Annotated in this window: 21 protein-coding genes; 7 read left to right on the top strand and 14 right to left on the bottom strand. The window is 43.8% G+C overall.

Annotated features, from left to right (window positions below; all coding sequences use genetic code 11):
* Nucleotides 1-3: 3 nt before the first annotated feature.
* Nucleotides 4-1182: a hormogonium polysaccharide biosynthesis glycosyltransferase HpsP gene (gene hpsP, locus QUB37_RS22180; RefSeq protein ID WP_333166177.1), complete on the bottom strand. Its 1179-nt coding sequence runs from the start codon at nt 1180-1182 to the stop codon at nt 4-6.
* Between the two features lie 12 nt (nt 1183-1194).
* Between hpsP and QUB37_RS22175 the strand changes: the two genes are divergently transcribed.
* Together QUB37_RS22175 and QUB37_RS22170 are read left to right on the top strand one after the other, a co-directional pair.
* On the top strand, nt 1195-2586 hold the full coding sequence (locus QUB37_RS22175) for an ATP-binding protein (RefSeq protein ID WP_333166174.1): 1392 nt from the start codon (nt 1195-1197) through the stop codon (nt 2584-2586).
* Nucleotides 2579-3211 carry an RloB family protein gene (locus QUB37_RS22170; protein WP_333166172.1) on the top strand — a complete coding sequence of 211 codons (633 nt, stop codon included), beginning with the start codon at nt 2579-2581 and terminating at the stop codon, nt 3209-3211. Before QUB37_RS22175 ends, QUB37_RS22170 begins: the two co-directional genes overlap by 8 nt.
* Before the next feature lie 137 nt (nt 3212-3348).
* On the opposite strand, the gene QUB37_RS22165 is transcribed toward QUB37_RS22170, so the two are convergent.
* The 9 genes from QUB37_RS22165 to hisH form a co-directional block, all read right to left on the bottom strand.
* The gene (locus tag QUB37_RS22165; protein WP_333166169.1) at nt 3349-3606 is read right to left on the bottom strand and encodes a hypothetical protein; all 258 of its coding nucleotides are present in this window, start codon (nt 3604-3606) and stop codon (nt 3349-3351) included.
* A 47-nt stretch (nt 3607-3653) separates the two neighbouring features.
* Nucleotides 3654-3833: a hypothetical protein gene (locus QUB37_RS22160; protein ID WP_333166165.1), complete on the bottom strand. Its 180-nt coding sequence runs from the start codon at nt 3831-3833 to the stop codon at nt 3654-3656.
* Entirely contained in the window at nt 3830-4177 is a 348-nt protein-coding gene (locus QUB37_RS22155; protein ID WP_333166163.1) for a hypothetical protein, read from the bottom strand. Before QUB37_RS22155 ends, QUB37_RS22160 begins: the two co-directional genes overlap by 4 nt.
* Nucleotides 4178-4218: 41 nt before the next feature.
* The gene (gene hpsO, locus QUB37_RS22150; protein WP_333166161.1) at nt 4219-5388 is read right to left on the bottom strand and encodes a hormogonium polysaccharide biosynthesis glycosyltransferase HpsO; all 1170 of its coding nucleotides are present in this window, start codon (nt 5386-5388) and stop codon (nt 4219-4221) included.
* Nucleotides 5389-5419: 31 nt separating this feature from the next.
* A complete protein-coding gene (gene hpsN / locus QUB37_RS22145; RefSeq protein ID WP_333166158.1) occupies nt 5420-6394 on the bottom strand; it encodes a hormogonium polysaccharide biosynthesis glycosyltransferase HpsN in 975 nt (324 codons plus the stop codon).
* A 186-nt stretch (nt 6395-6580) separates the two neighbouring features.
* Nucleotides 6581-8041, bottom strand: coding sequence for a phosphoglucosamine mutase (glmM, locus tag QUB37_RS22140; RefSeq protein ID WP_333166155.1), 1461 nt, complete (start codon nt 8039-8041; stop codon nt 6581-6583).
* Between the two features lie 256 nt (nt 8042-8297).
* The gene (gene rsmD / locus QUB37_RS22135; protein ID WP_333166153.1) at nt 8298-8840 is read right to left on the bottom strand and encodes a 16S rRNA (guanine(966)-N(2))-methyltransferase RsmD; all 543 of its coding nucleotides are present in this window, start codon (nt 8838-8840) and stop codon (nt 8298-8300) included.
* Nucleotides 8841-9026, bottom strand: coding sequence for a hypothetical protein (locus tag QUB37_RS22130; protein ID WP_333166151.1), 186 nt, complete (start codon nt 9024-9026; stop codon nt 8841-8843). It abuts the gene before it with no gap.
* Between the two features lie 5 nt (nt 9027-9031).
* On the bottom strand, nt 9032-9667 hold the full coding sequence (hisH, locus tag QUB37_RS22125) for an imidazole glycerol phosphate synthase subunit HisH (RefSeq protein ID WP_333166149.1): 636 nt from the start codon (nt 9665-9667) through the stop codon (nt 9032-9034).
* Here hisH and QUB37_RS22120 point away from each other — a divergent pair.
* Nucleotides 9657-10220 (top strand): pyroglutamyl-peptidase I family protein, encoded by a 564-nt coding sequence (locus tag QUB37_RS22120; RefSeq protein WP_445251275.1) that lies wholly within the window; start codon nt 9657-9659, stop codon nt 10218-10220. The two genes, hisH and QUB37_RS22120, sit on opposite strands and share 11 nt — an antisense overlap.
* 105 nt (nt 10221-10325) lie before the next feature.
* Here QUB37_RS22120 and QUB37_RS22115 read toward each other — a convergent pair whose 3' ends face one another.
* Nucleotides 10326-10808: a flavin reductase family protein gene (locus tag QUB37_RS22115; protein WP_333166147.1), complete on the bottom strand. Its 483-nt coding sequence runs from the start codon at nt 10806-10808 to the stop codon at nt 10326-10328.
* 286 nt (nt 10809-11094) lie between these two features.
* Here QUB37_RS22115 and QUB37_RS22110 point away from each other — a divergent pair, with 286 nt between their 5' ends.
* Nucleotides 11095-12294, top strand: a complete 1200-nt coding sequence (locus QUB37_RS22110) for a glycosyltransferase family 87 protein (protein WP_333166145.1) — start codon at nt 11095-11097, stop codon at nt 12292-12294.
* A 458-nt stretch (nt 12295-12752) separates the two neighbouring features.
* On the opposite strand, the gene QUB37_RS22105 is transcribed toward QUB37_RS22110, so the two are convergent.
* From QUB37_RS22105 to lgt, 3 genes are all read right to left on the bottom strand, one after another.
* Entirely contained in the window at nt 12753-13658 is a 906-nt protein-coding gene (locus QUB37_RS22105; RefSeq protein WP_333166143.1) for a dienelactone hydrolase family protein, read from the bottom strand.
* Between the two features lie 51 nt (nt 13659-13709).
* Nucleotides 13710-14489, bottom strand: a complete 780-nt coding sequence (gene cobM, locus QUB37_RS22100) for a precorrin-4 C(11)-methyltransferase (RefSeq protein WP_333166141.1) — start codon at nt 14487-14489, stop codon at nt 13710-13712.
* Between the two features lie 120 nt (nt 14490-14609).
* The gene (lgt, locus tag QUB37_RS22095; RefSeq protein ID WP_333166137.1) at nt 14610-15503 is read right to left on the bottom strand and encodes a prolipoprotein diacylglyceryl transferase; all 894 of its coding nucleotides are present in this window, start codon (nt 15501-15503) and stop codon (nt 14610-14612) included.
* A gap of 417 nt (nt 15504-15920) precedes the next feature.
* Here lgt and QUB37_RS22090 point away from each other — a divergent pair, with 417 nt between their 5' ends.
* From QUB37_RS22090 to QUB37_RS22080, 3 genes are all read left to right on the top strand, one after another.
* A complete protein-coding gene (locus QUB37_RS22090; protein WP_333166135.1) occupies nt 15921-16988 on the top strand; it encodes an acyltransferase in 1068 nt (355 codons plus the stop codon).
* 110 nt (nt 16989-17098) lie between these two features.
* Nucleotides 17099-18208, top strand: a complete 1110-nt coding sequence (rlmN, locus tag QUB37_RS22085; protein ID WP_333166133.1) for a 23S rRNA (adenine(2503)-C(2))-methyltransferase RlmN — start codon at nt 17099-17101, stop codon at nt 18206-18208.
* Between the two features lie 124 nt (nt 18209-18332).
* On the top strand, nt 18333-19655 hold the full coding sequence (locus tag QUB37_RS22080; protein ID WP_333166131.1) for a DUF3375 domain-containing protein: 1323 nt from the start codon (nt 18333-18335) through the stop codon (nt 19653-19655).
* Nucleotides 19656-19667 lie beyond the last annotated feature (12 nt).

The raw sequence follows: 19667 nt of genomic DNA, 5'->3' as shown, positions 1-19667 counted from the left end.
GGATTAGTTAATCGATGACAAAATGTGCTGGTAAGCATCGATGGTTTGTTGGGCGATCGCATCCCAGTTATAATGCTTTTTGGCATACTCTTTGCCGTTCAATCCCCGCCGCTGGCGCTCCTGTGGATTCAGAAGTGCTGATTTGATTGAATTGGCGATCGCCCCTACTTCCAAAGGCCCCACCCACCCAGCTTCTGCTTGCTGTATGTCTTCCGCAATATGTATGCGATCGGAAATGGCGACAGGTACACCGGCTGCCATCGCTTCTGCTACAGCAATACCAAAGTTTTCGTAATAAGAAGGCAATACAAATAAGTCAGCTTTTGTCAATAGTTCAACTTTTAAATCACCGCTCACAAAGCCAGTTATGGTTGTGTATTTTGCTAAGCTTGAATTCTGAATTTTTACTTTAATTTGTGTTTCATAATCAGCATCTTGGGGATTAGAACCAGCTAAAACAAAGTGAAACTCTATGCCCGATCCTAAAATACTTTCTAATGCTGGAATTAGCAAATCAAGCCCTTTTTTAGGTTCAATTCGCGACATAAATAAGATGATTGGCACTTGAGATTCTCGCAATCTCTTAGGAAACAAACCTGCTGTCACCCCCAATGGAATCACCAAATCCCGTGGTACAGGCACCTTGTCTGTGCTGCCCAAACCAAATCTTTCTGAGATTTTAGCCTCTTCTTTACTTGTGAAATGAATTGCGGCTGCCCCTGCTAAATTAGGGCGTTCTAAAAGCGTGGCATAAATCTGTTTCAAGCGCTTTTTTTTCTGCAAGTCGGCGGGGTCAAGCATACCGCAGGGACGGATAATGTACGGCAAATGATGATATCTTGCAATTGTAGCCGCCAGGGTAGTTACTGGTGAGAAAAGAGCGTGAATGTGAGCCAGGTCAAACTGTCGCGCATTTTCATTTAACCACTGCAATAAACTCAGAGAAAACTTATATCTACGAAACGGAGAACAGCGGAAATAAATAATCTGATAGCCGTTTTGTTTTATTGGTTGATTTAAGGGGACATCTAAGGGATGTTGGCCGATATCTCCGTTAGAATCTGTGGTGATAATCGTCACATCAATGTTTTTGGCCGCGAGGGCGCCAGAAAGTCCGAGTACCATTTGACTCGGCCCGCCGTAGACGAGGGAAATTGAGGGGATAATTTGGAGGATTCGCATGGTTAGCACTCAGTGTTAGCTGAGGTAGATGGTTGTGTTATCATAGAAAGAATTGCAAAATTTGCACGTTATACTAATTTAGGCGATCGGAGGCAAGTTATGCTGATTGGATTCAGCCTCGGCAACTACAAATCTTTTAAAGAAACTGTCACCCTCAGCATGGTAGCCTCGTCAATTACTGAGGAAGACAAAGAGCTGAACGAAAATAATGTATTCCCAATTAATGATAAGTTAAGCTTACTCAAAAGTGCTGCTATTTATGGAGCTAATGCAAGCGGCAAAAGCAATCTTATCGATGCTATTAACTTTATGAAATGGTTTGTCCTCAACTCATCCAAAGAAACGCAAGTTTCAGAGGCGATCGATATTGAAGCATTCAGGCTAAGTACGGAGACAGAAAAAGAGCCGTCTTTCTTTGAAATCGTTTTTCTACTAGAAGACAAAAGTTTTAGGTACGGTTTTGAGGTGAACGCGCGGGAAGTTGTTTCTGAGTGGCTATTTCAAGCTGATGACAGTCAAGAAAAAATGCTTTTTGAACGGGATTTTGATAATTATATATTAGATGATTTCCCAGAGGGACAAGGCATTAGCGATAAAACCCGAAGTAATGCTTTATTTCTTTCTGTAGTCGCACAATTTAATGGTAAAATTTCTGGCAAAATATTGCTGTGGTTCAGTAAAACTTTGCAATTGATATCAGGCTTGGAAGATAGAGAATACCGCAAGCAAACCTTGGAGTCTTTGGAGAATGCTGGGCACAGACACGATATTATTGAATTTATCAAAAAATTAGACTTAGGTATTTTAGGTATTGATGAGATCAGGATTAATATTCCACCTCCTGTATTTTTTATTTCTAATAATACAGCAAAATACGGTGGCTCCTACGGTAATTTATACCCTAACTCTGAAACCAAAACTACGGTGCACGTGCACACACTTCACCCAAAATATGATGCTGACGGTAAGCAGACTTCTAAGGTACTATTCGATATCGAAAAGCATGAATCCGAGGGAACAAACAAACTGTTTGCATTAGCAGGCATTCTTCTGGATACTTTAAGGACAGGAAAGATTTTATTAATTGATGAACTTGATGCCAGACTGCATCCGCTGATTACTCGCGAATTAATCTGCTTATTCAATTCTAACGAGACTAATCCGCACAACGCACAGCTTATATTCACGACACACGACACAAACTTGCTCAGCAGCAAGACTTTTCGCAAGGATCAAATATGGTTTACCGAAAAGGACAACAAGGGCGCTACTGATTTGTACTCTTTGGTAGAGTATAAAGTAGGAAAAGATGCCTCACTTGAGCGCGATTACATTATGGGTAAGTATGGAGCTATCCCTTTTATTGGTAATTTCAAAGAACTAATAGGTGAACTTCATGAATAAAAAAAGTTCGTCTAGAAAAACAAATATTGATTACTACAATAGAAAGGTTAAAACTAGAAGATGGTTTTTAATCGTGTGCGAAGGTGAGAAAACAGAACCCAACTATTTTAGAAGTTTCCCGGTAGACACAAAGGTAATTAAGCTGGATATCAAAGGAGAAGGAAAAAATACGAAGAGTTTAGTAGAAAAAGCTATTGAGTTAAAAAACGACACAGAATCCGACGAAAAAGACCGATTTTGGTGTGTGTTCGATCGCGATAAAAACCCTAAAAATCCTAACGACTCGCAAAATTTTAATTCAGCCATAACTCTTGCAAGAAATAACGGCATTGACGTAGCTTATTCAAATGATGCTTTTGAATTGTGGTATTTGCTGCACTTCCATTTTTATAATACGGGAATTTCTCGCCAGGATTATCAAAATATGCTAACCAAGTTATTGGGACACGAGTATAAGAAAAACAGCGAGACGATTTATGAGGAACTAAAAGACAAACAGCAGGATGCAATTAAACACGCAAAACGGCTTTTACAGGAATACAATCGCCCCAATCCTGAAACTGACAATCCTTCAACAACAGTACATTTGCTAGTCGAAGAACTTAACAGTTTTATTCCTGATTGATGAGTAATTTTGGCAGTACATACATCTGATCATCAAAAGACCTCAAACACCCGATTTCTTCGTATATTTCTCCTGACTCGTCGCAAAACTCGTAGAAAGCGGGTTTCTAGCCGCCCCATGCTTAAGCCCTGAAACTTTCACTGCAATAACGAGAGTGAAAACTTATATCTGCGCCAGGGAGAACAGCGGAAATAAATAATCTGATAACCGTTTTGTTGTATTGGTTCATTCAGAGGAACATCTAAGGGAAGTTGACCGATATCTCCGTTAGAATCTGTGGTGACAATCGTCACATCAATGTTTTTGGCCGCGAGGGCTGCAGAAAGTCCGAGTACCATTTGACTCGGCCCGCCGTAGACGAGGGAAATTGAAGGGATAATTTGGAGAATTCGCATGGGGGATAGTTATTTAAATCAACATACCAACATCTCCCATTACAAATTTAATTATCTGGAAAAGGCTGCCCCTCTAGCTGTTCAGCTTCCTCTCTCTTTGTTGCTGTAATTTGGGTATTGTGAGATATTTTCTTGGAAAATTCATACATCTCACTGGCTTTGGCTTCAGCGGCTTTCACAATTTCAAGGATTTCCAGGAGTTGGCTTTCATCTGGTAATTGTTTCATGGCAATGCTTCTAATCTCTCAACTACTTTGTCTATCATAATTTTAGATTCTGGAGCCATCTGTAGCAAGGCTGCTACATAATCTCCTGCTTTTTGAACATCTTCATCGGGCACACCAGCCATCAATACATTGCCCACCATGTGCTCTGCTTGTAAGCGAGTACCTGCTACGTTGAATTGAAAATTCGTGATGGAAGAAAAATATTGCATCAGTATTTCATTCTGGGGAAAAAGAGACATTGCTCTTCTAAGTGCAAAAAGTCCCAGCGTTGCTTGGCGATCGCTATCGTCTAGTACCTGGTAGAGTTCGTTAACCAAAGAGCGTATGTCGGGAGGAATAGACATTTACTACTGTTTTTATTTAACACTCGCATTATAGCTAAAAGTTACAACAATTCTTTGTAGAATTCCAATAACTGCTCAGCTAAAGCTTTATTTGTATAATTGCTCATCGCTCTATGATAGCCCCGATCGCCCAAATCGGCCGCCAACTCCTGCCGCTCCATCAATTGCTGTAAACACTCTCGCAAAACCCCTGCATTTCCCTCGGGGAATATTAACCCCGCATCGCCGATGACGTGGGGAATTTCCCCGCAGTCGGAACCAATAACCGGAATTTGACAGGCCATTGCTTCGATTAAAACATGACCGAATTGTTCTTTCCAGCCCACAGTGGTCAAAGTTTTGAATTTATAGCTGGTTTGCGAAGGCAATACCAAACAGTTCATTAAGTTAATGTAGGGGGGAATTTCTTCGTGGGAAACGCTTTCTACCCAGATTATTCGGTCGCTGATTCCCCATTCAATACATTTTTCGGCGAGGTGCGTCCGCAATTTTCCTTGTCCTACTAACAGCCACTTCCAAGAGCTTTTTTTCAATCCTGCCAAGGCCTCAGCTAAAGTTAGCAGTCCTTTTTCTTCGACAAATCGCCCTACAAATCCTACCACAAAATCGGTCGGTTCAATGCCGAACCTACGCGATAAATCAACGTCTTTACCAGTGCGGCGAAACAAAGTTTCATCTACTCCGAGTTGTGGCATTACTTTTACCGCACCTTGATAGCCCCGCTGCCGCAAAATTGTAGCTCCATCTAGGTTGCCTGCAATAATTCCGTCAGTGCGCTGAAGATTGTAATTTTCTAAGACTGAAACCGGCCAATTCAATTGATAAGGCAGATTCCACCAAGTAAATAATATATTTTTTGCTTGCAGTCTTAGCAGTTTATTTAGTAAAATCAACTGAGCGCAAGCGAGAGATTTTGCACCTTGTTCAACTTGAATTATCTGCGGTTTAATTTCTTGCAGAAGTTGAATTAAATCTGTACCAAAAGTTAGCAAACCTTGATTATTTTGACTAAAGTTGGAGACTGGGACTACTTTAAATGAGCCTTTTTGATAAAATTGCGTTTCTATAATTTTATTTTGTACGCCTCCGGGTTTCCAACGCTGCGGCACTACAACTGTTACTTCAATATCGGGTTCTAGGTTGGCTAATATCTTGAATTTTTCCCGATTAATGTCCACAATATAGGTGTGACTAGCCACGAGAATTCTCATTTATTGGGAAGGGCGAATGGGGAATAGGTAATTATTGATCGTTAATCTTGTCTTGATGGCTATAACTTTGTCCATCATTCCACAGAGATTGAATTACTGTATTTATAGCACTGAGAAAACCCAGGATATAAAAAGCAAATCTAGTTATAATTTTAATGGGCGAGGCGCTTTTATAACAAGGTGGATTTCCCAAAACGTGGCAGTCAAAAAGTTTGGCGAAAAATCGCAGGCATTGAAAGGCTGTTAAATTTTTCAATCCCATGAGGAAATGGTTGTGATAAAATGTGACTTGATATTCGATCGATCGCGTACTGACATCGTGACACCCGCCGCTTTCTTCCCCCAAGTGAACTAAACACGCATTGGGATCGTACCAAATTTTCATGCCAGTCGATCGCAATCTCAAACAAAAATCCGACTCCTCCCGCACCGCACTGCCTGCAAACCGCTCGTCAAACCTCAGCTCGCACTCGGAAAAAACCTGCCTGCGAAATGACATATTGCAGCCTCTAGCCGAGAGCACCTGCTGCGGTTTGACTGTATGCACCAAATCGATAAAATACCAGGCAATGCCCGCATCCATCGCTTCTGAGGGCAAATATTCGATCGCCAAATCGCCTCCAGAATTATCCAGTTTCATTCTGTCAAAAACCCTGCCCGCCACACATCCCACATCGGGTTTTTCTAAATAGTTGTTAGCGTGAGCCGCCAAAAAACCCTCTGGCAACTGTACATCATCATCAATAAATAAAATAATCTCTCCAACTGCGCGCCGCACTGCATAATTTCGAGCTCCCGGCAAACTCGCCCAATCTACTCTAAACCAGCGAATTTTGCCAGCATTTGCCAATTCCTCTAAATAAACTTGAGTTTCCGATTCGTGGGTGCGAGTTTGATCGATTATTAGCACTTCAAAATTCGGATAATTTTGCCGAATCGCATCAGCCAATGTCTCTCGCAGGGGCTGCTCGCGGTTGTAGGTGGGTATCACAACAGAAATCATCATCGCACAATTGAGTGAAAATAAAGTTAAGGGTAGGCAGGATGCCTGCCCCCCTCGTTATTTTTGGAGAAGTTGATTAAAACTCGAAATTAGTAGTTAGAAATTTTGATTGATTAATTTTGAATTAAAGGATTTTAACTCAAAAATCAAGACTCAAAATTCAAAAGTTTTAGCAATTCCCCATTTCCATCAGATAGCTATGTGTTGCTGAACGGCTAAAACTAAATTGTCAGTCCAGAAATTAGCCAATTCGGCGCTGGCAGCTTCCACCATAACTCGAATTAGCGGTTCAGTGCCAGAAGCGCGAACCAAAACCCGTCCCTGTTCTCCCATTGCTGTTGTAGCACGTTCGATCGCACTTTGCATTGCCTCGCACTCGTGCCATTTTAGACGTTTTTCGCGATCGTCCACCCGAATATTTCGCAACAACTGCGGATAAGTTTGGAAACTGCCACTTACCAATTGTGCCAAAGATTGCCCGGACTGGCGCACCAGCGAAGCCAAATGCAAAGCTGTTAGCAAACCGTCGCCGCTGACACCATAATGCGGACAAAGAATGTGTCCCGACTGTTCGCCGCCCAACATCGCACCAGTGCGCTGCATTTCAGCGTGAACGTACTGATCTCCGACGTTGGTTCTAGTTAGTTTGCCGCCCAATTCTTCCCAAGCTCGCTCGAAGCCGAGGTTAGCCATTACAGTAGAAATAATTAAATTGGATGGTAACTGTTGGGAGTCGCGCAACTGCCGGCCCCACAGATAAAGAATGTAATCGCCGTCAATCGTTCGACCTTGGTTGTCAACACACAAAACTCGATCGGCATCGCCGTCAAAAGCAAATCCCAAATCGGCATTGTGTTCCAAAACAGCCGCTTGCAAACTGTCGAGATGAGTAGAACCGCAGTTAACATTAATACGAGATCCATCAGGAGAGTCGTGCAAACAGATCACCTCCGCCCCCATTTGCGCGAACACCGCCGGCGCCAAACCCGCGGCCGCCCCCCAAGCCAAATCCAAAACTATCCGCATTCCCTCCAAATTCATCTCTTGCAGCGAATCACAAAGCGAAGTGGCATAATCTTTAACCAACTCAGCGCGATGGTAGTGGTGTCCCCAAGCCAAGCTAGCAACCGGAACCTTTGCCCCCCGGATTCCCGCTTCGATTTGTTCCTGCAACTGCTGCGACAGCTTGAAGCCGTTTGACCCGAAAAATTTAATGCCGTTGTCTTCTGGGGGATTGTGAGAAGCCGAAATCATCACTCCGCCGACCGACTCCGAAACGCTTGCCAGATAAGCAACGCAGGGAGTGGGACACAATCCCAAATTCCACACTTCCAAACCGGCGGCCGTCAAACCCGCTGACAGTGCCATTGCCAGCATATCGCTGGAATTCCTGCTGTCTTGCCCCAAAATCACAGGCCCCTGGTTGGGGGAATGTTGCCGTAGAACTTGTCCAGCCCAGAAGCCCACTTGCAGGGCTAAGGGTGCATTCAGCAATTCTCCAACTTTCCCGCGAATGCCGTCTGTGCCGAAGAGTTTGGTATTGGGCAGGGAGAGGCTATTTCCCAGCAGAATCGTATCGCGTTTGGCTGGCTGTACCGAGTTAACAGCTTGAAAGTCGCTGCCACGAGGGCGCGAAGGTGTCTGAACCATATTCACTCCTTTAGGAATATTCACACTCACACTTTGGGTTCATGTTACAACTGAAAGCTTTATTTTCAGCCTAAACTCCATTTATTTCGTCGATTGCTGAGGCAACTTGCTCTGACAACCTACGCACAAAGCTTAACCTCATCGGAAAAATTTGTATTTTACCCAAGGGAAAAACTTTTAGTACCGGGGCGCGCCCACGCCACGAAACCCGGTTTATTTCTCTCTCCAAGAGTTACGCTACTGCCGTTGTAGCCTATCAGGCACTGCGTGTGTAGAAAGTTAATGCTGTGTTACCGTATATTTTCTGGCGGCAAATTTCTAGACCGGAAATTGGTTGTGTCGATCGCTCCGGGCTGTGTTCGATCGCGATTTCGCCGTTTGGTGCTAGCATTTCTTGGCTGGCGATCGTGTTTAACACAGGTTCGTACAAGTCGCTGGCGTAGGGCGGATCGAAGTAAATGCGATCGAACTGCTGCCCCGCTAGTGCCGCCAACTTCGCCGTCGCGTTTCCCCGCAGTATTTGGAATGTTTGGGACGAGTCTGCTACTTGCTCCCAGTTTTCGCGGATAATCGCACAAGCTTTCGCCGACTGTTCGATGCCAGTGACACTCGCAGCTTGACGACACAAAGCTTCTGCGCCCATCGAACCGCTGCCGGTACAAATGTCAAGCCATCTGCAATCTGCGATCGTCCCTTGCCAAATATTAAATAAAGCTTCTCTGACTCGCGAAGGTGTAGGGCGAGTGGCGAGTCCCGGCAGGGTTTTGATTTGGCGATTGCCAGAGATTCTTAAACTCATTTAGGAAGAAGGAAGAAGGAAGAAGGAAGAAGGAAGAGGGAAGAAGGAAGAAGGAAGAGGGAAGAAGGAAGAAGGAAGAGGGAAGAAGGAAGAGGGAAGAAGGAAGAGGGAAAAAGGAAGAAGGAAGAACACTTTTAAAAATGTCAAACCCGGTTTCGGCAATTTACCGGGTTTTTCAATATTCATGCCACCTAAGCAGGTACTTTTTCCCGAACCAGACTGACAAAATTTGACAGCATTTGCAATCCCGTACTCGAAGACTTTTCCGGGTGAAATTGCACGGCCATCAGATTGTCTTTAGCTATAGCCGCCGTCACGTTTTGACTACCGTGAGTCACAATTGCAGATCGCACTTCCAAATCCACCGGATCGACATAATAAGAATGCACGAAATAAACCCAAGGATCAGACGGTAAATTTTGCCACAGCGACAAATCCGGCTGAGTAAATTGCAATTGATTCCATCCCATGTGGGGAATTGTCAAACCCGGTTCCGAGCGAAATCGGCGCACTTTTCCCGCAATAATGCCCAATCCCGGTTCTACACCTTCTTCGGAACTTTCAAACAGAATTTGCAAACCCAAACAAATGCCTAAAAAAGGTTTTCCCGAGGCGATCGCATTTTTTATCGGTTCTATCAAATTGCGCGATCGTAAATTCTGCATTGCCGGGTCAAACGAACCAACTCCCGGCAAAACTACCGCATCAGCCTGCTCGATTATAGCAGGAGAATCTGTAATTTTTGGCACTGCACCCACATTTTCCAAGCCTTTACAGACCGAGTGCAGATTACCCATGTCATAGTCTACTACTGCAATGACAGACATTGACTTACTTGCCTTATATTATCAATATCAGTATTATTGCACAAATATGACGGCGAAAATCCTGCTGACCTCATTTGATACTTGGCTTCCCCATCAGCAATCTAACTCTTCGGACGACTTATTAGCCAAGATTTCCCAGATCAAATCTTTGCCGGATTCCCTGACTTTTTTGAGGAAACTGCCAGTAGATTTCCAGCTAGCACCTAATTTAGCGATCGCCGAAATCAACCATATCCAACCTGACACTATTATCTGCTGTGGCATGGCCGAAAGCCGGCAAAAATTAACCATAGAATCTTGCGCTTGCTGCGATCGCGACATTCTGAAAACAGCAGTTAATCTCGAACCGCTAGTCGCTGATTTAGCTGCAACAGAAATCAGTCACGAAGCCGGAAAATTTGTTTGCGAAGCCCTGTATTATGCGGTTTTAAAACACATTGCACATTCTAAACTTAGCACCAAATGTATTTTCGTACACGTACCAATTTTAACTGATGAAAACACCGACAAGATTGTCGCCGATTTTTTATTAATTTTAACTCGCCTCCCTTAACAACTGACAACTAACAACTAACAACTAACAACTGACAACTGACAACTGACAACTGACAACTGCCAGTTGCCAACTGACAACTGCCAGTTGCCAACTGCCAAGTCTTTAGCCGCCGTAATTCCAACCCGTGCTTTCTAGCAGCAACGGATTGCCTTCTCGGTGGACGCCTGCAGCCACAACTTCTCCCACATAAACCGTGTGATCCCCGTGTTCCACAGCGCCGACAACTTTGCACTCGATGTAACCCAGAGAATCCGAGATAATCGGACAACCAGTTTCCGCGCCCGGATAAAATTCTACATCCTCAAATTTATTGCCAACGCGGCGCTGCTGCTTAAAGAATGTCTGGGCTAACTCTTTTTGCCCTGCTTCTAGGAAACTCAAAGCAAAGACACCGCTGGCTTTGATCATGGCGTGGGATTTGGAGTCTTGCTTAACGCAGTTGACAACTAAGGGAGGGGTAAAGGAAGATTGCATCACCCAGCTAGCGGTGAAACCGTTGACTTCCTCCCCGTCTTTGACACCGCAGATGTACAATCCGTGAGGGATTTTCCGCAAGATGGTCTTTTTAGCTTGTTCGTCTAGCACGGGCTTACCTGTTCGATCGATAATTCTACACCGCTCAGTTTACCAATGTCGGGCCCACAAACCCACCTGTCTTAAGGGCGATCGCACCTGCCCGAATGCTGAGACTGCCAATATTGCTATTTTTGATACCAAATATTCCGCTTCCAGCAACATTTATTTTTATTAACTAAAATTAACTTAATCTGATTTTTTGGCAACTCACTATATGCTGTGTTAAAACTCTAGCTATTAATATTGCACTCTCAACGTAGTCGCTCAATCCCTTAGCAAAACCGGAGATAAGTCCATGACAGAATCGTTTAAGCGGAACTTTGGTTTAGGTCTTTTAGGCGTCAGTATATTATCTCTCATTTGTTTCGGCATAGTAGGGATTGGCAGAGACGGTCAACTCAATGCTGATGGTGGCGTCCTTTACGCTGCTGGACGTGCTTGGCTTAAGGGTTTAAATCCCTACAACCACGATTTACTCGTTCAAAGTGTAGCAGGAGTAAAGGAAATTGACGGTCTAGAAAATGCCGCTTTCTTTTATCCTCCTCCATCAGCGGCATTGTGTATGTTTGTCGGTCTGTTCGATTACTCGGTTGCCAAATTCGTCTGGCTCTTACTCAACTTACTGTCAATTGCAGCTATTATTTTCATGACTGTTCGTACCATCAACCAACATCAAAATAATAGTAAAAACCAACTCGGCATTTTGGTGATGGCTGCCATAATTATCGGCAACCCATTCACTGCCCACGTTATGTGGATGGGTCAAACTTCTTTGATTGCTTTTGCTGCCACAATGGCTGCTTGGTTCTTCAGCGAACGGCAAAAATTTGTATTAGCAGGAATCTGTTTGGGTGTAGCCAGCTTTAAACCGCAACTATGCTTATTGCTCGGTATTTGGTTTTTGCTAGAACGGAACTGGAAAATACTAGCTGTAGCCTTCGCAACTGTTACAATTATGAGCGCTTACCCATTGGTGCTGTACGGCGGACCCGTTGATCTCCTGGCAGCGTGGCATCAAGGAATTCAAGATAGCTATAGCTCTTTGCCTTTCAATCAACCGGGGTTTCAAGATAAAGTTGGTATGGAAAGTCTTTTTGCTTCTTTAGGCTTGAAGATACCGGCTATCAAGATTGTGGCAGTAATTTTAGCGGTTCTGCTGTGGGTGTTCCGCAATAGAATTAATCGAGAAGATGTCTTGGCTCTGCTGATGGGTATATCCTTCACATTCCTCGGATATACTCACGTTTACGATTATGTAGGTTTGTTCCCGATTCTGACCTCGCTGTGGCTGTACTCTAGAAATAACCGCAATGCTTTGCTCACCAGTATTGGTTTAGTTTTTCTACTCTTTTTTCCGAGACGTATATTTTTAGCAGCGGGTCTGCCTTTTTTGATTCACTGGAGAACAATTGTTGTTTTGATGCTGGTAGTTGGTGTTCTTGCATTCAGCATGAAAGCTAAATCTCGTCAAGGATTTCAGCAAGAAATGGCTTGATTTTCGCAGAGTTGCCAGGGGCAGAAATTATCATAAGGGGTGCTTGCCTCATAAACCCGGTTTATACGAAAAAATCCTGGTTGGGCGACTACACATCTACGAATAAACCGGGTTTATGAACCTCTGCCTTCTGGACTTAGGCAAAGAGTAGTTTGACGCACTACTTATAGCGGTAAGGTGGGCAATGCTAGCCCTGTGAAGGTGCGATCGAACGGCTTTACATCATCCTAGCTGTTGCTAATCGCCAATAAACCTAGTTTATTGACGAGGGTGTGTTAAAAGAATCAGATTTAAAGATCGCCCGCTATGAGATTTCAAGCGTTTGAGGGACTTCTTCACCATCTTGAGAGGGCAGGGTGCGCATTGCACACCCTGCACATAGAGGTTGTGCGTAAGTCCTGAACTCAAAACTCATCGAGGGGTAAAGGGTTGCGAAAAACGAAGGAATCTCAAAACTATTATGAAACTCCATACTTTTTAAACCAATCTTGCATCCGTTTCCAAGCATCCTCAGCTTCTTTTTCCCGGTAACTGGGGCGATAGTCGGCGTTAAAACCGTGCGGCGTATCTGGATAAATCACAATTTCGGAACCGCTGCTGCCTGTTTTGAGAACTTCCCGCATTTTCTCGACTGTATCGTTGGGAATTCCCTCGTCTTTGCCGCCGTAAAGCCCCAATACGGGCACTTTCAAACTGGCTGCAATGTCGATCGGCTGTTTGGGAGTTAAAGCCGTAGAATCGCCAACCAAACGCCCGTACCAAGCCACTCCAGCTTTGACTTTTGGGTTGTGAGAAGAGTACAGCCAAACAATTCTGCCACCCCAGCAAAATCCTGTAATTCCCAACTTATTAGTATTGCCTTTTCCTGACTTTTGTGCCCACTCTACGGTAGCATCTAAATCGGACATAACTTGCTCGTCAGGAACTTTCGAGACAACTTTACTAATAATTTCTTGAACCTCGGTGAGTTTAGAAACATCACCTTGACGGGCAAACATTTCTGGGGCGATCGCTAAATAACCTAATTTTGCCAAACGGCGGCAAATATCTTGAAGGTGCGCGTGAACTCCGAAGATTTCTTGAATTACTAAAATTACTGGAAAATTGCTGCCGCTGGCTGGCATTGCTCTGTAGGCTGGAATTGAGCCGTCTTTTACAGGAATTTTTACCTCACCGGCAACTAAACCAGCAGCATCCGTATTGATAACGGCAGCCGCAATAGGGTGAACTGCTAAGGTAAATCCGGCGCTTAATGCGGTGACAATGATAAATTGTCGGCGAGTTAAATCACTCATGTTTTTCGGTAATTGGTAATTGGTAATGGGGAATTGGGCATTGGGCATTGGTAATTGGTAATTGGGCATTGGTAATTGGAACTAACCAATGACTAATGACTAATGACTAATGACTAATGACTAATGACGGAAAAGCCGATCGTGCTCTGGATGGTACAAGCGCGATCGCCCTTCTGCTGATTTTCCCAAGGCCGGACTAATAACGTACATTGTCGTTCTGATCAAATTATTTTCGCGGGTAGCAACGGACATTTTGTCAAGGGGAACTAGCACAATTTTTTCATCTGGCCAGCCCAACCGATAACAAATCGCTATCGGCAAATCCGATGGGTAATGTTCCATCAATTTAGCTTGAGCTTTTTCGACATGGCGGGCGCTCAAATACAGGCACAAACTCGCTTGATGAGCCGCTAAACTCGCCAATTCTTCGCGTTCGGGTACTTCAGTTCTGCCGCTAATTCGCGTCAAAATAATTGTCTGCACAACTCCCGGAACTGTCAACTCAATTTTAAGTTTAGCCGCCGCAAGTTGGAAAGCGCTAATTCCCGGGATTACCTCAAAAGCAATTCCTGCGGAAGCCAAAGCTTGCATTTGTTCGCCCACGGCCCCGTAGAGACAGGGATCGCCCGAATGCAGACGGACGACGCTTTTTCCGTCGCGCACTCGTTCCACCATCAAAGGTACAATCTCTTCGAGGGTCTTATCCGCAGTTTGGATCACTTCAGCATCTGCGCGTACCCCCTGCAAAATTTGCTCTGGGACTAGCGAATCAGCAAATAATATGACATCGGCAGCAGCCAGTAATTTTTGAGCCTTAACAGTCAACAAATCCGGGTCTCCCGGGCCTGCACCTACAATGTATACCCCTGGAATTAGGGCTTCAATCTCTGTCAAACTCATGGCTGCTAAAAAATTTGCTAAATTTACGGACGCTTCCGGATGTACCTATTTTGGTTGGAAGTAAGGGATGGTAGATGCACCCTGGTTTTGAACCCTAGAGACTAACCTCTCTGGGGTTTTTTATTGATCCTCTGGCAATTTCGGAGTGATCTTTGCCCGATCGCTATTCGGGGAGACAACATCGGGTAAAGGTCGATCAAGCAAATAAAGCCAAGCTAACCCGCCCAACCCTAAAACAATCCCAGTCAAGCTTACCATCTGTGCCGTCCGCAGCGGCCCGAACATCAAACTATCAGTTCGCAACCCTTCAATCCAGACTCTACCCGAACTGTAAGCTGCGATATAAACCAAAAATAAAGCACCAATTTTTAAGCGAATTTTGCCCTGCAAATCGCAGAAAAATAAAGTCATAAGCAACCCAAATACTGTCAGATTCCACAGGGATTCGTAGAGAAATGTGGGGTGGAAGTATTCAAAATTAGCGTAGGCGGGCGGGCGGCTGTTTGGCGGAATATAAAGTTTCCAAGGCAAATCCGTAGGACCGCCAAAAGCTTCCGAGTTAAAGAAATTTCCCCAGCGTCCGATCGCCTGACCGAGAATTGCCGAAGGCGCGATTAAATCTGCAAATTGCCAAAAAGAAACTCGCTGGATTTTCGCAAAAATTAAAGCTGCGATCGTGCCACCCAAAATCGCCCCGTGAATGGCAATTCCGCCTTTCCAAATCGCAATAATATCCTCTGGCCTCTGGGCGTATTGCTGCCACTCGAAAGCCACGTAATAAATTCGAGCACAGGGAATAGCGCCCAGAACCAGCCAAATTGCCAAATCACCCAGCAATTCCGGGTTGACGCGGCGTTTTTGGGCCAAGTATTGGGACAGACTGACCCCAATCAAGACGGCAGAAGCTATCAACAGCCCGTACCAGCGGATGGTGACGGGGCCGAGTTGAAAGATAATTGGGCCCGGCGATGTAAATTGAAAGCCTAAAGGCAGCGCAAGAATATTTAGCACCATAAAAGTTGCATTAATTGTGATGGAAAGCTGTCAAATTTGCATACCCTTTAACAAACTACAGAGTTTATTTTAGGTGGCTGCGGTCATTTATACGCAATTTTTGGGGAATTTTGCCAAAAATTAACTTTGTTGTCGAGATTTTTGTTATTGCAACCTTGTTGACGTGGCACGACGGACTCAAAGGCTACACTCAGAATCACAGAATTACCTTGAAATGCGTCCAGGAATATACAGCAGGTTGCAGGTTGATGAAGTACACACGCTTATGGATCAATTCCCGCCGGGACAAGGCACTGCCGTCTCCCTACTGCACTTCATAAACCGGGGATACGCTGTAAGCATCAGTGAGGCTTGACATAAAAAAACTATGGGTGTTAGTATGCACTCATCAAAAAATAATTCTTTAAAAAAAATATTGTGACAGCATCCAAATTTTACATTCCTTCCTTAGACGGAATTAGGACGATTGCTTTTCTCATTGTCTTTTTATCTCATGCAGGGGGCGACAAGATTTTCCCTGGACCCTTTGGTGTAACAGTGTTTTTCTTTTTAAGCGGATATTTGATCACAACTTTGCTGAGGCGTGAATATGAACAAAACCAATTCATTAATTTAAAACATTTTTTTTTACGACGTTTTCTGCGAATTTGGCCGGTGTTTTATCTAGTCTTATTCGTAGCATCTACCTTGACATTGATAGGTGTACTTGAAGGAGAAATACAACTACCAGGTTTTTTAAGCCAGGCTCTCCATTATTATAACTATTATGCAACTTTTGCTGGTGGTTACGGAGTAGCTCCTGGTAGTGGTGTATATTGGTCTCTGGCGGTGGAGGAACACTTCTACTGTCTTTTCCCTTTTCTCTACATAAGTTTACTCAAAATGCGTGTGAGTCCCAAAAGGCAAATGTTAATTATTTGGGGAATTTGCTTAGCTATTCTAATTTGGAGATGTTTTCTAGTGTTTGGCATGGGAGCAGGTGAGAATAGGATCATTTTTTTATCAGATACGAGAATAGATAGTATATTGTTTGGCTGTGCATTAGCGGTCAATGGCAACCCAGTATTAGATACTCCCTATGGCTCTGATAGACTGTGGAAGTATTTCGTACTACCAGCCGGAATTACTGTAATTATTTTGTCGTTTATATGTGATTCTAGTGAATTTGAAAGTACAGTGCGTTACACTATTCAAGGTCTGGCACTACATGGTCTTTTTATTGCTGCTATCCGTTTTCCAGATTGGGGAGTATTTCAAATTCTCAATTGGAATTGGATGCGGTTTATTGGCTTGCTTTCATACTCGCTTTATTTAGTACACCATACTGTAATTAAGGCTGTTTATCTTTATTTACCTCAAATTTATGTAGCTTTGCAAGGAGTAATAAGTATGCTGATTTCTCTTATATTAGCCTATGCAATGTATAGGTATATAGAACTGCCATGCGGAAAGCTACGCAAGCAGTTGTCATCCTCATCAAGTTAAGTGCCAGAAAATATTTCCCAAGTCTATTTTGCCAATTTCGTCACCGATCGGCGGCCACTTTGGTCGAGAAGTTTTAATATAGAGGGTGGCTTTAAATTTTATGATGACCTATGTCTCCTACTTCCGTTTCTCAGGTGTACTCTTCTGGTAATTCCAAGGGTGCGAATCAGTCTCGCAAGACTGCTGCTTTGGCTGTTGAGTCGGGTAAAATTCCGCCCTTGTTGGGGGCGAGTTTAGCTGAGTTAACGGAGTGGGTACAGCAGCAGGGGCAACCTGCTTATCGGGGAAAGCAGTTGTACCAGTGGATTTATGAGAAAGGTGCGCGATCGATCTCTGACATTTCTGTATTCTCGAAACAGTGGCGCGAGACTGTTGCTAAAATTCCGATCGGGCGATCGACCATTCATTATCGATCGGTCGCACCAGACGCCACGGTAAAGTATCTTCTAAAATTAGCAGACGGTCAAATCATCGAAACCGTCGGCATTCCCACCGATAAACGGCTGACTGTGTGCGTCTCAGCCCAAGTTGGCTGCGCGATGGGATGCGACTTTTGCGCTACCGGAAAAGGCGGTTTCAAGCGCAATTTAGAAGTAAACGAAATTGTCGATCAAGTCTTGACTGTACAGCAAGATTTCGGCCGCCGAGTCAGCCACATCGTATTTATGGGTATGGGCGAACCCCTGCTGAATTTCGATAATGTTGTAGCTGCTGTCAAGTGTTTGAATCAAGATGTAGGAATTGGACAGCGAAATATCACCATTTCCACAGTAGGAATTCGCAATCGCATCAGCCAACTAGCCGAACATCAACTGCAAGTTACCCTTGCCGTCAGCCTCCACGCTTCCAATCAAAGATTGCGCGAAGAGTTAATTCCTAGCGCCCGCCCTTATCCTTTGGGTGAGTTAATCGCAGAATGTCGGGAATATGTGCGATCTACTGGACGCAGATTGAGTTTTGAATACGTACTTTTAGCAGGTGTGAATGACTTGCCGGAACACGCAGCCGAGTTAGCAACTCACTTGCGCGGTTTTCAGTGTCACGTCAATTTGATTCCTTACAATCCGATTCAGGAAGCTGAATATCAGCGACCGACTCCCAATCGAATTAACAGTTTCGTTGCGACTTTGAAGGAAAAGAAAATTGCAGTTAGCGTGCGGTATTCTCGCGGCTTAGAAGCAGATGCAGCCTGCGGACAATTGCGGGCATCCGAGGTTTAAGTTTCAAGAGTTATGAGTTATGCAGTGTGCGGTAAAATAAATTTACTAGCACTCATAACTCATACTCGTAAATACTGAATTTCAAGCTTTAAGACAATTAAATTGTTAATATAATCCTTTAAATATGGAACATGACAGCATAGAATATGACTTAAAAAATGAGCCTAGTCTCAATCTTTTAAGAATTGACAATGCACCATTAATTATTAGTTTTTTATATCTACAGTTCAAGTCTTCAGATAAGATTACCGTTTTCCAATCAGAACTCGTAGAAAAACTTGAAAATTATTTAGAGAAGCTGCGCGAACATGAACCAGAACGATATTGTAGGAAAGCACAGACTTACCTGGACACCTGGTGCAATAGCGATCATCAGTTCTTGAAGAAATATTATTTAACAAAAAATGACGATCCAGTTTTTGAACTTGCACCGGGTACTAATCGGGCGATTGGTTGGCTGGAAGATTTGAAGAGGAGAGAGTTTATTGGCACTGAATCCCAGTTTTTAGAGATATTTGCACTGCTCAAAGAAATTGTCACTAAAAGTACAGAAGATCCAGCAGTGCGTTTGGAGGAATTAGAAAAACAAAAAGCAGCCATTCAGAAAGAAATCGACACCATCGAACAAACTGGTGAGGTTGAGCGCTACAGCGAAGCTAAGCTCAAAGAGTGGTTTCTTAAAGCTAATGATGTGGCGCGTCGGCTGCTTGCTGACTTTGGAGAAGTCGAGCAAAATTTTAAAGCAATCACGGACAAAGTGAAAAAGGCACAGCTAAAAGAGGAGGGGGGAAAGGGTTTAGTTGTCGCACAGGTAATTGATGCCGATGAAGAAATTAGAAAATCCGATCAGGGGCGCAGCTTCTATGCCTTCCGAAATTTTCTGGCAGATCCTTCCAAACAGGAAGAATTGGAAAAAATGATTGATGGGGTATATGGCTTGCCAGAACTTCATGATTTGGGTAAAAAAAATCCCATACTACGAATAATTAAACGCAGTCTAATTAAAGCTAGCGACAAAATTATTAAATCAAATTATCGTCTTGCCGAACAGTTGCGAAAAACGCTGGCAGAACAGCATATCGCAGAGAACAGGCGAGTGAAAGAACTGATTGCCCAAATTAAAAAATTAGCACTTACCGTGGTGGAGAATCCTCCAGAAACTGAGGAATTTATCTGGATAGAAGGCGACCCGGAAGTGCAAATGGTGATGGACAGACCGAGATGGAAACCCACAGAAGATCGAATATTTAAAAGCTACAATTTTAGCGAGGAAAATGGCGATTTATCGAGGAAGAAACTTGAGGAACTCCGAAATTATTGTTATGTGGATGAGGAAGTATTGAAGCAGCGGATTGCTGCAATGTTGGAAAGTCAACATCAGGTCATTTGTGACAAGTTAAGAAAAAGTGCAAATTGTCAAGGGGGTAGACCAAAAAAGGTAAAATAGGATGAAACCTTT

This window comes from Microcoleus sp. AT3-A2, from assembly GCF_036705685.1.
Taxonomy (GTDB): Bacteria; Cyanobacteriota; Cyanobacteriia; order Cyanobacteriales; family Microcoleaceae; genus Microcoleus.
The sequence above is the reverse complement of the archived record's forward strand: the minus strand, read 5'-3'. Positions and strand labels throughout refer to the sequence as shown.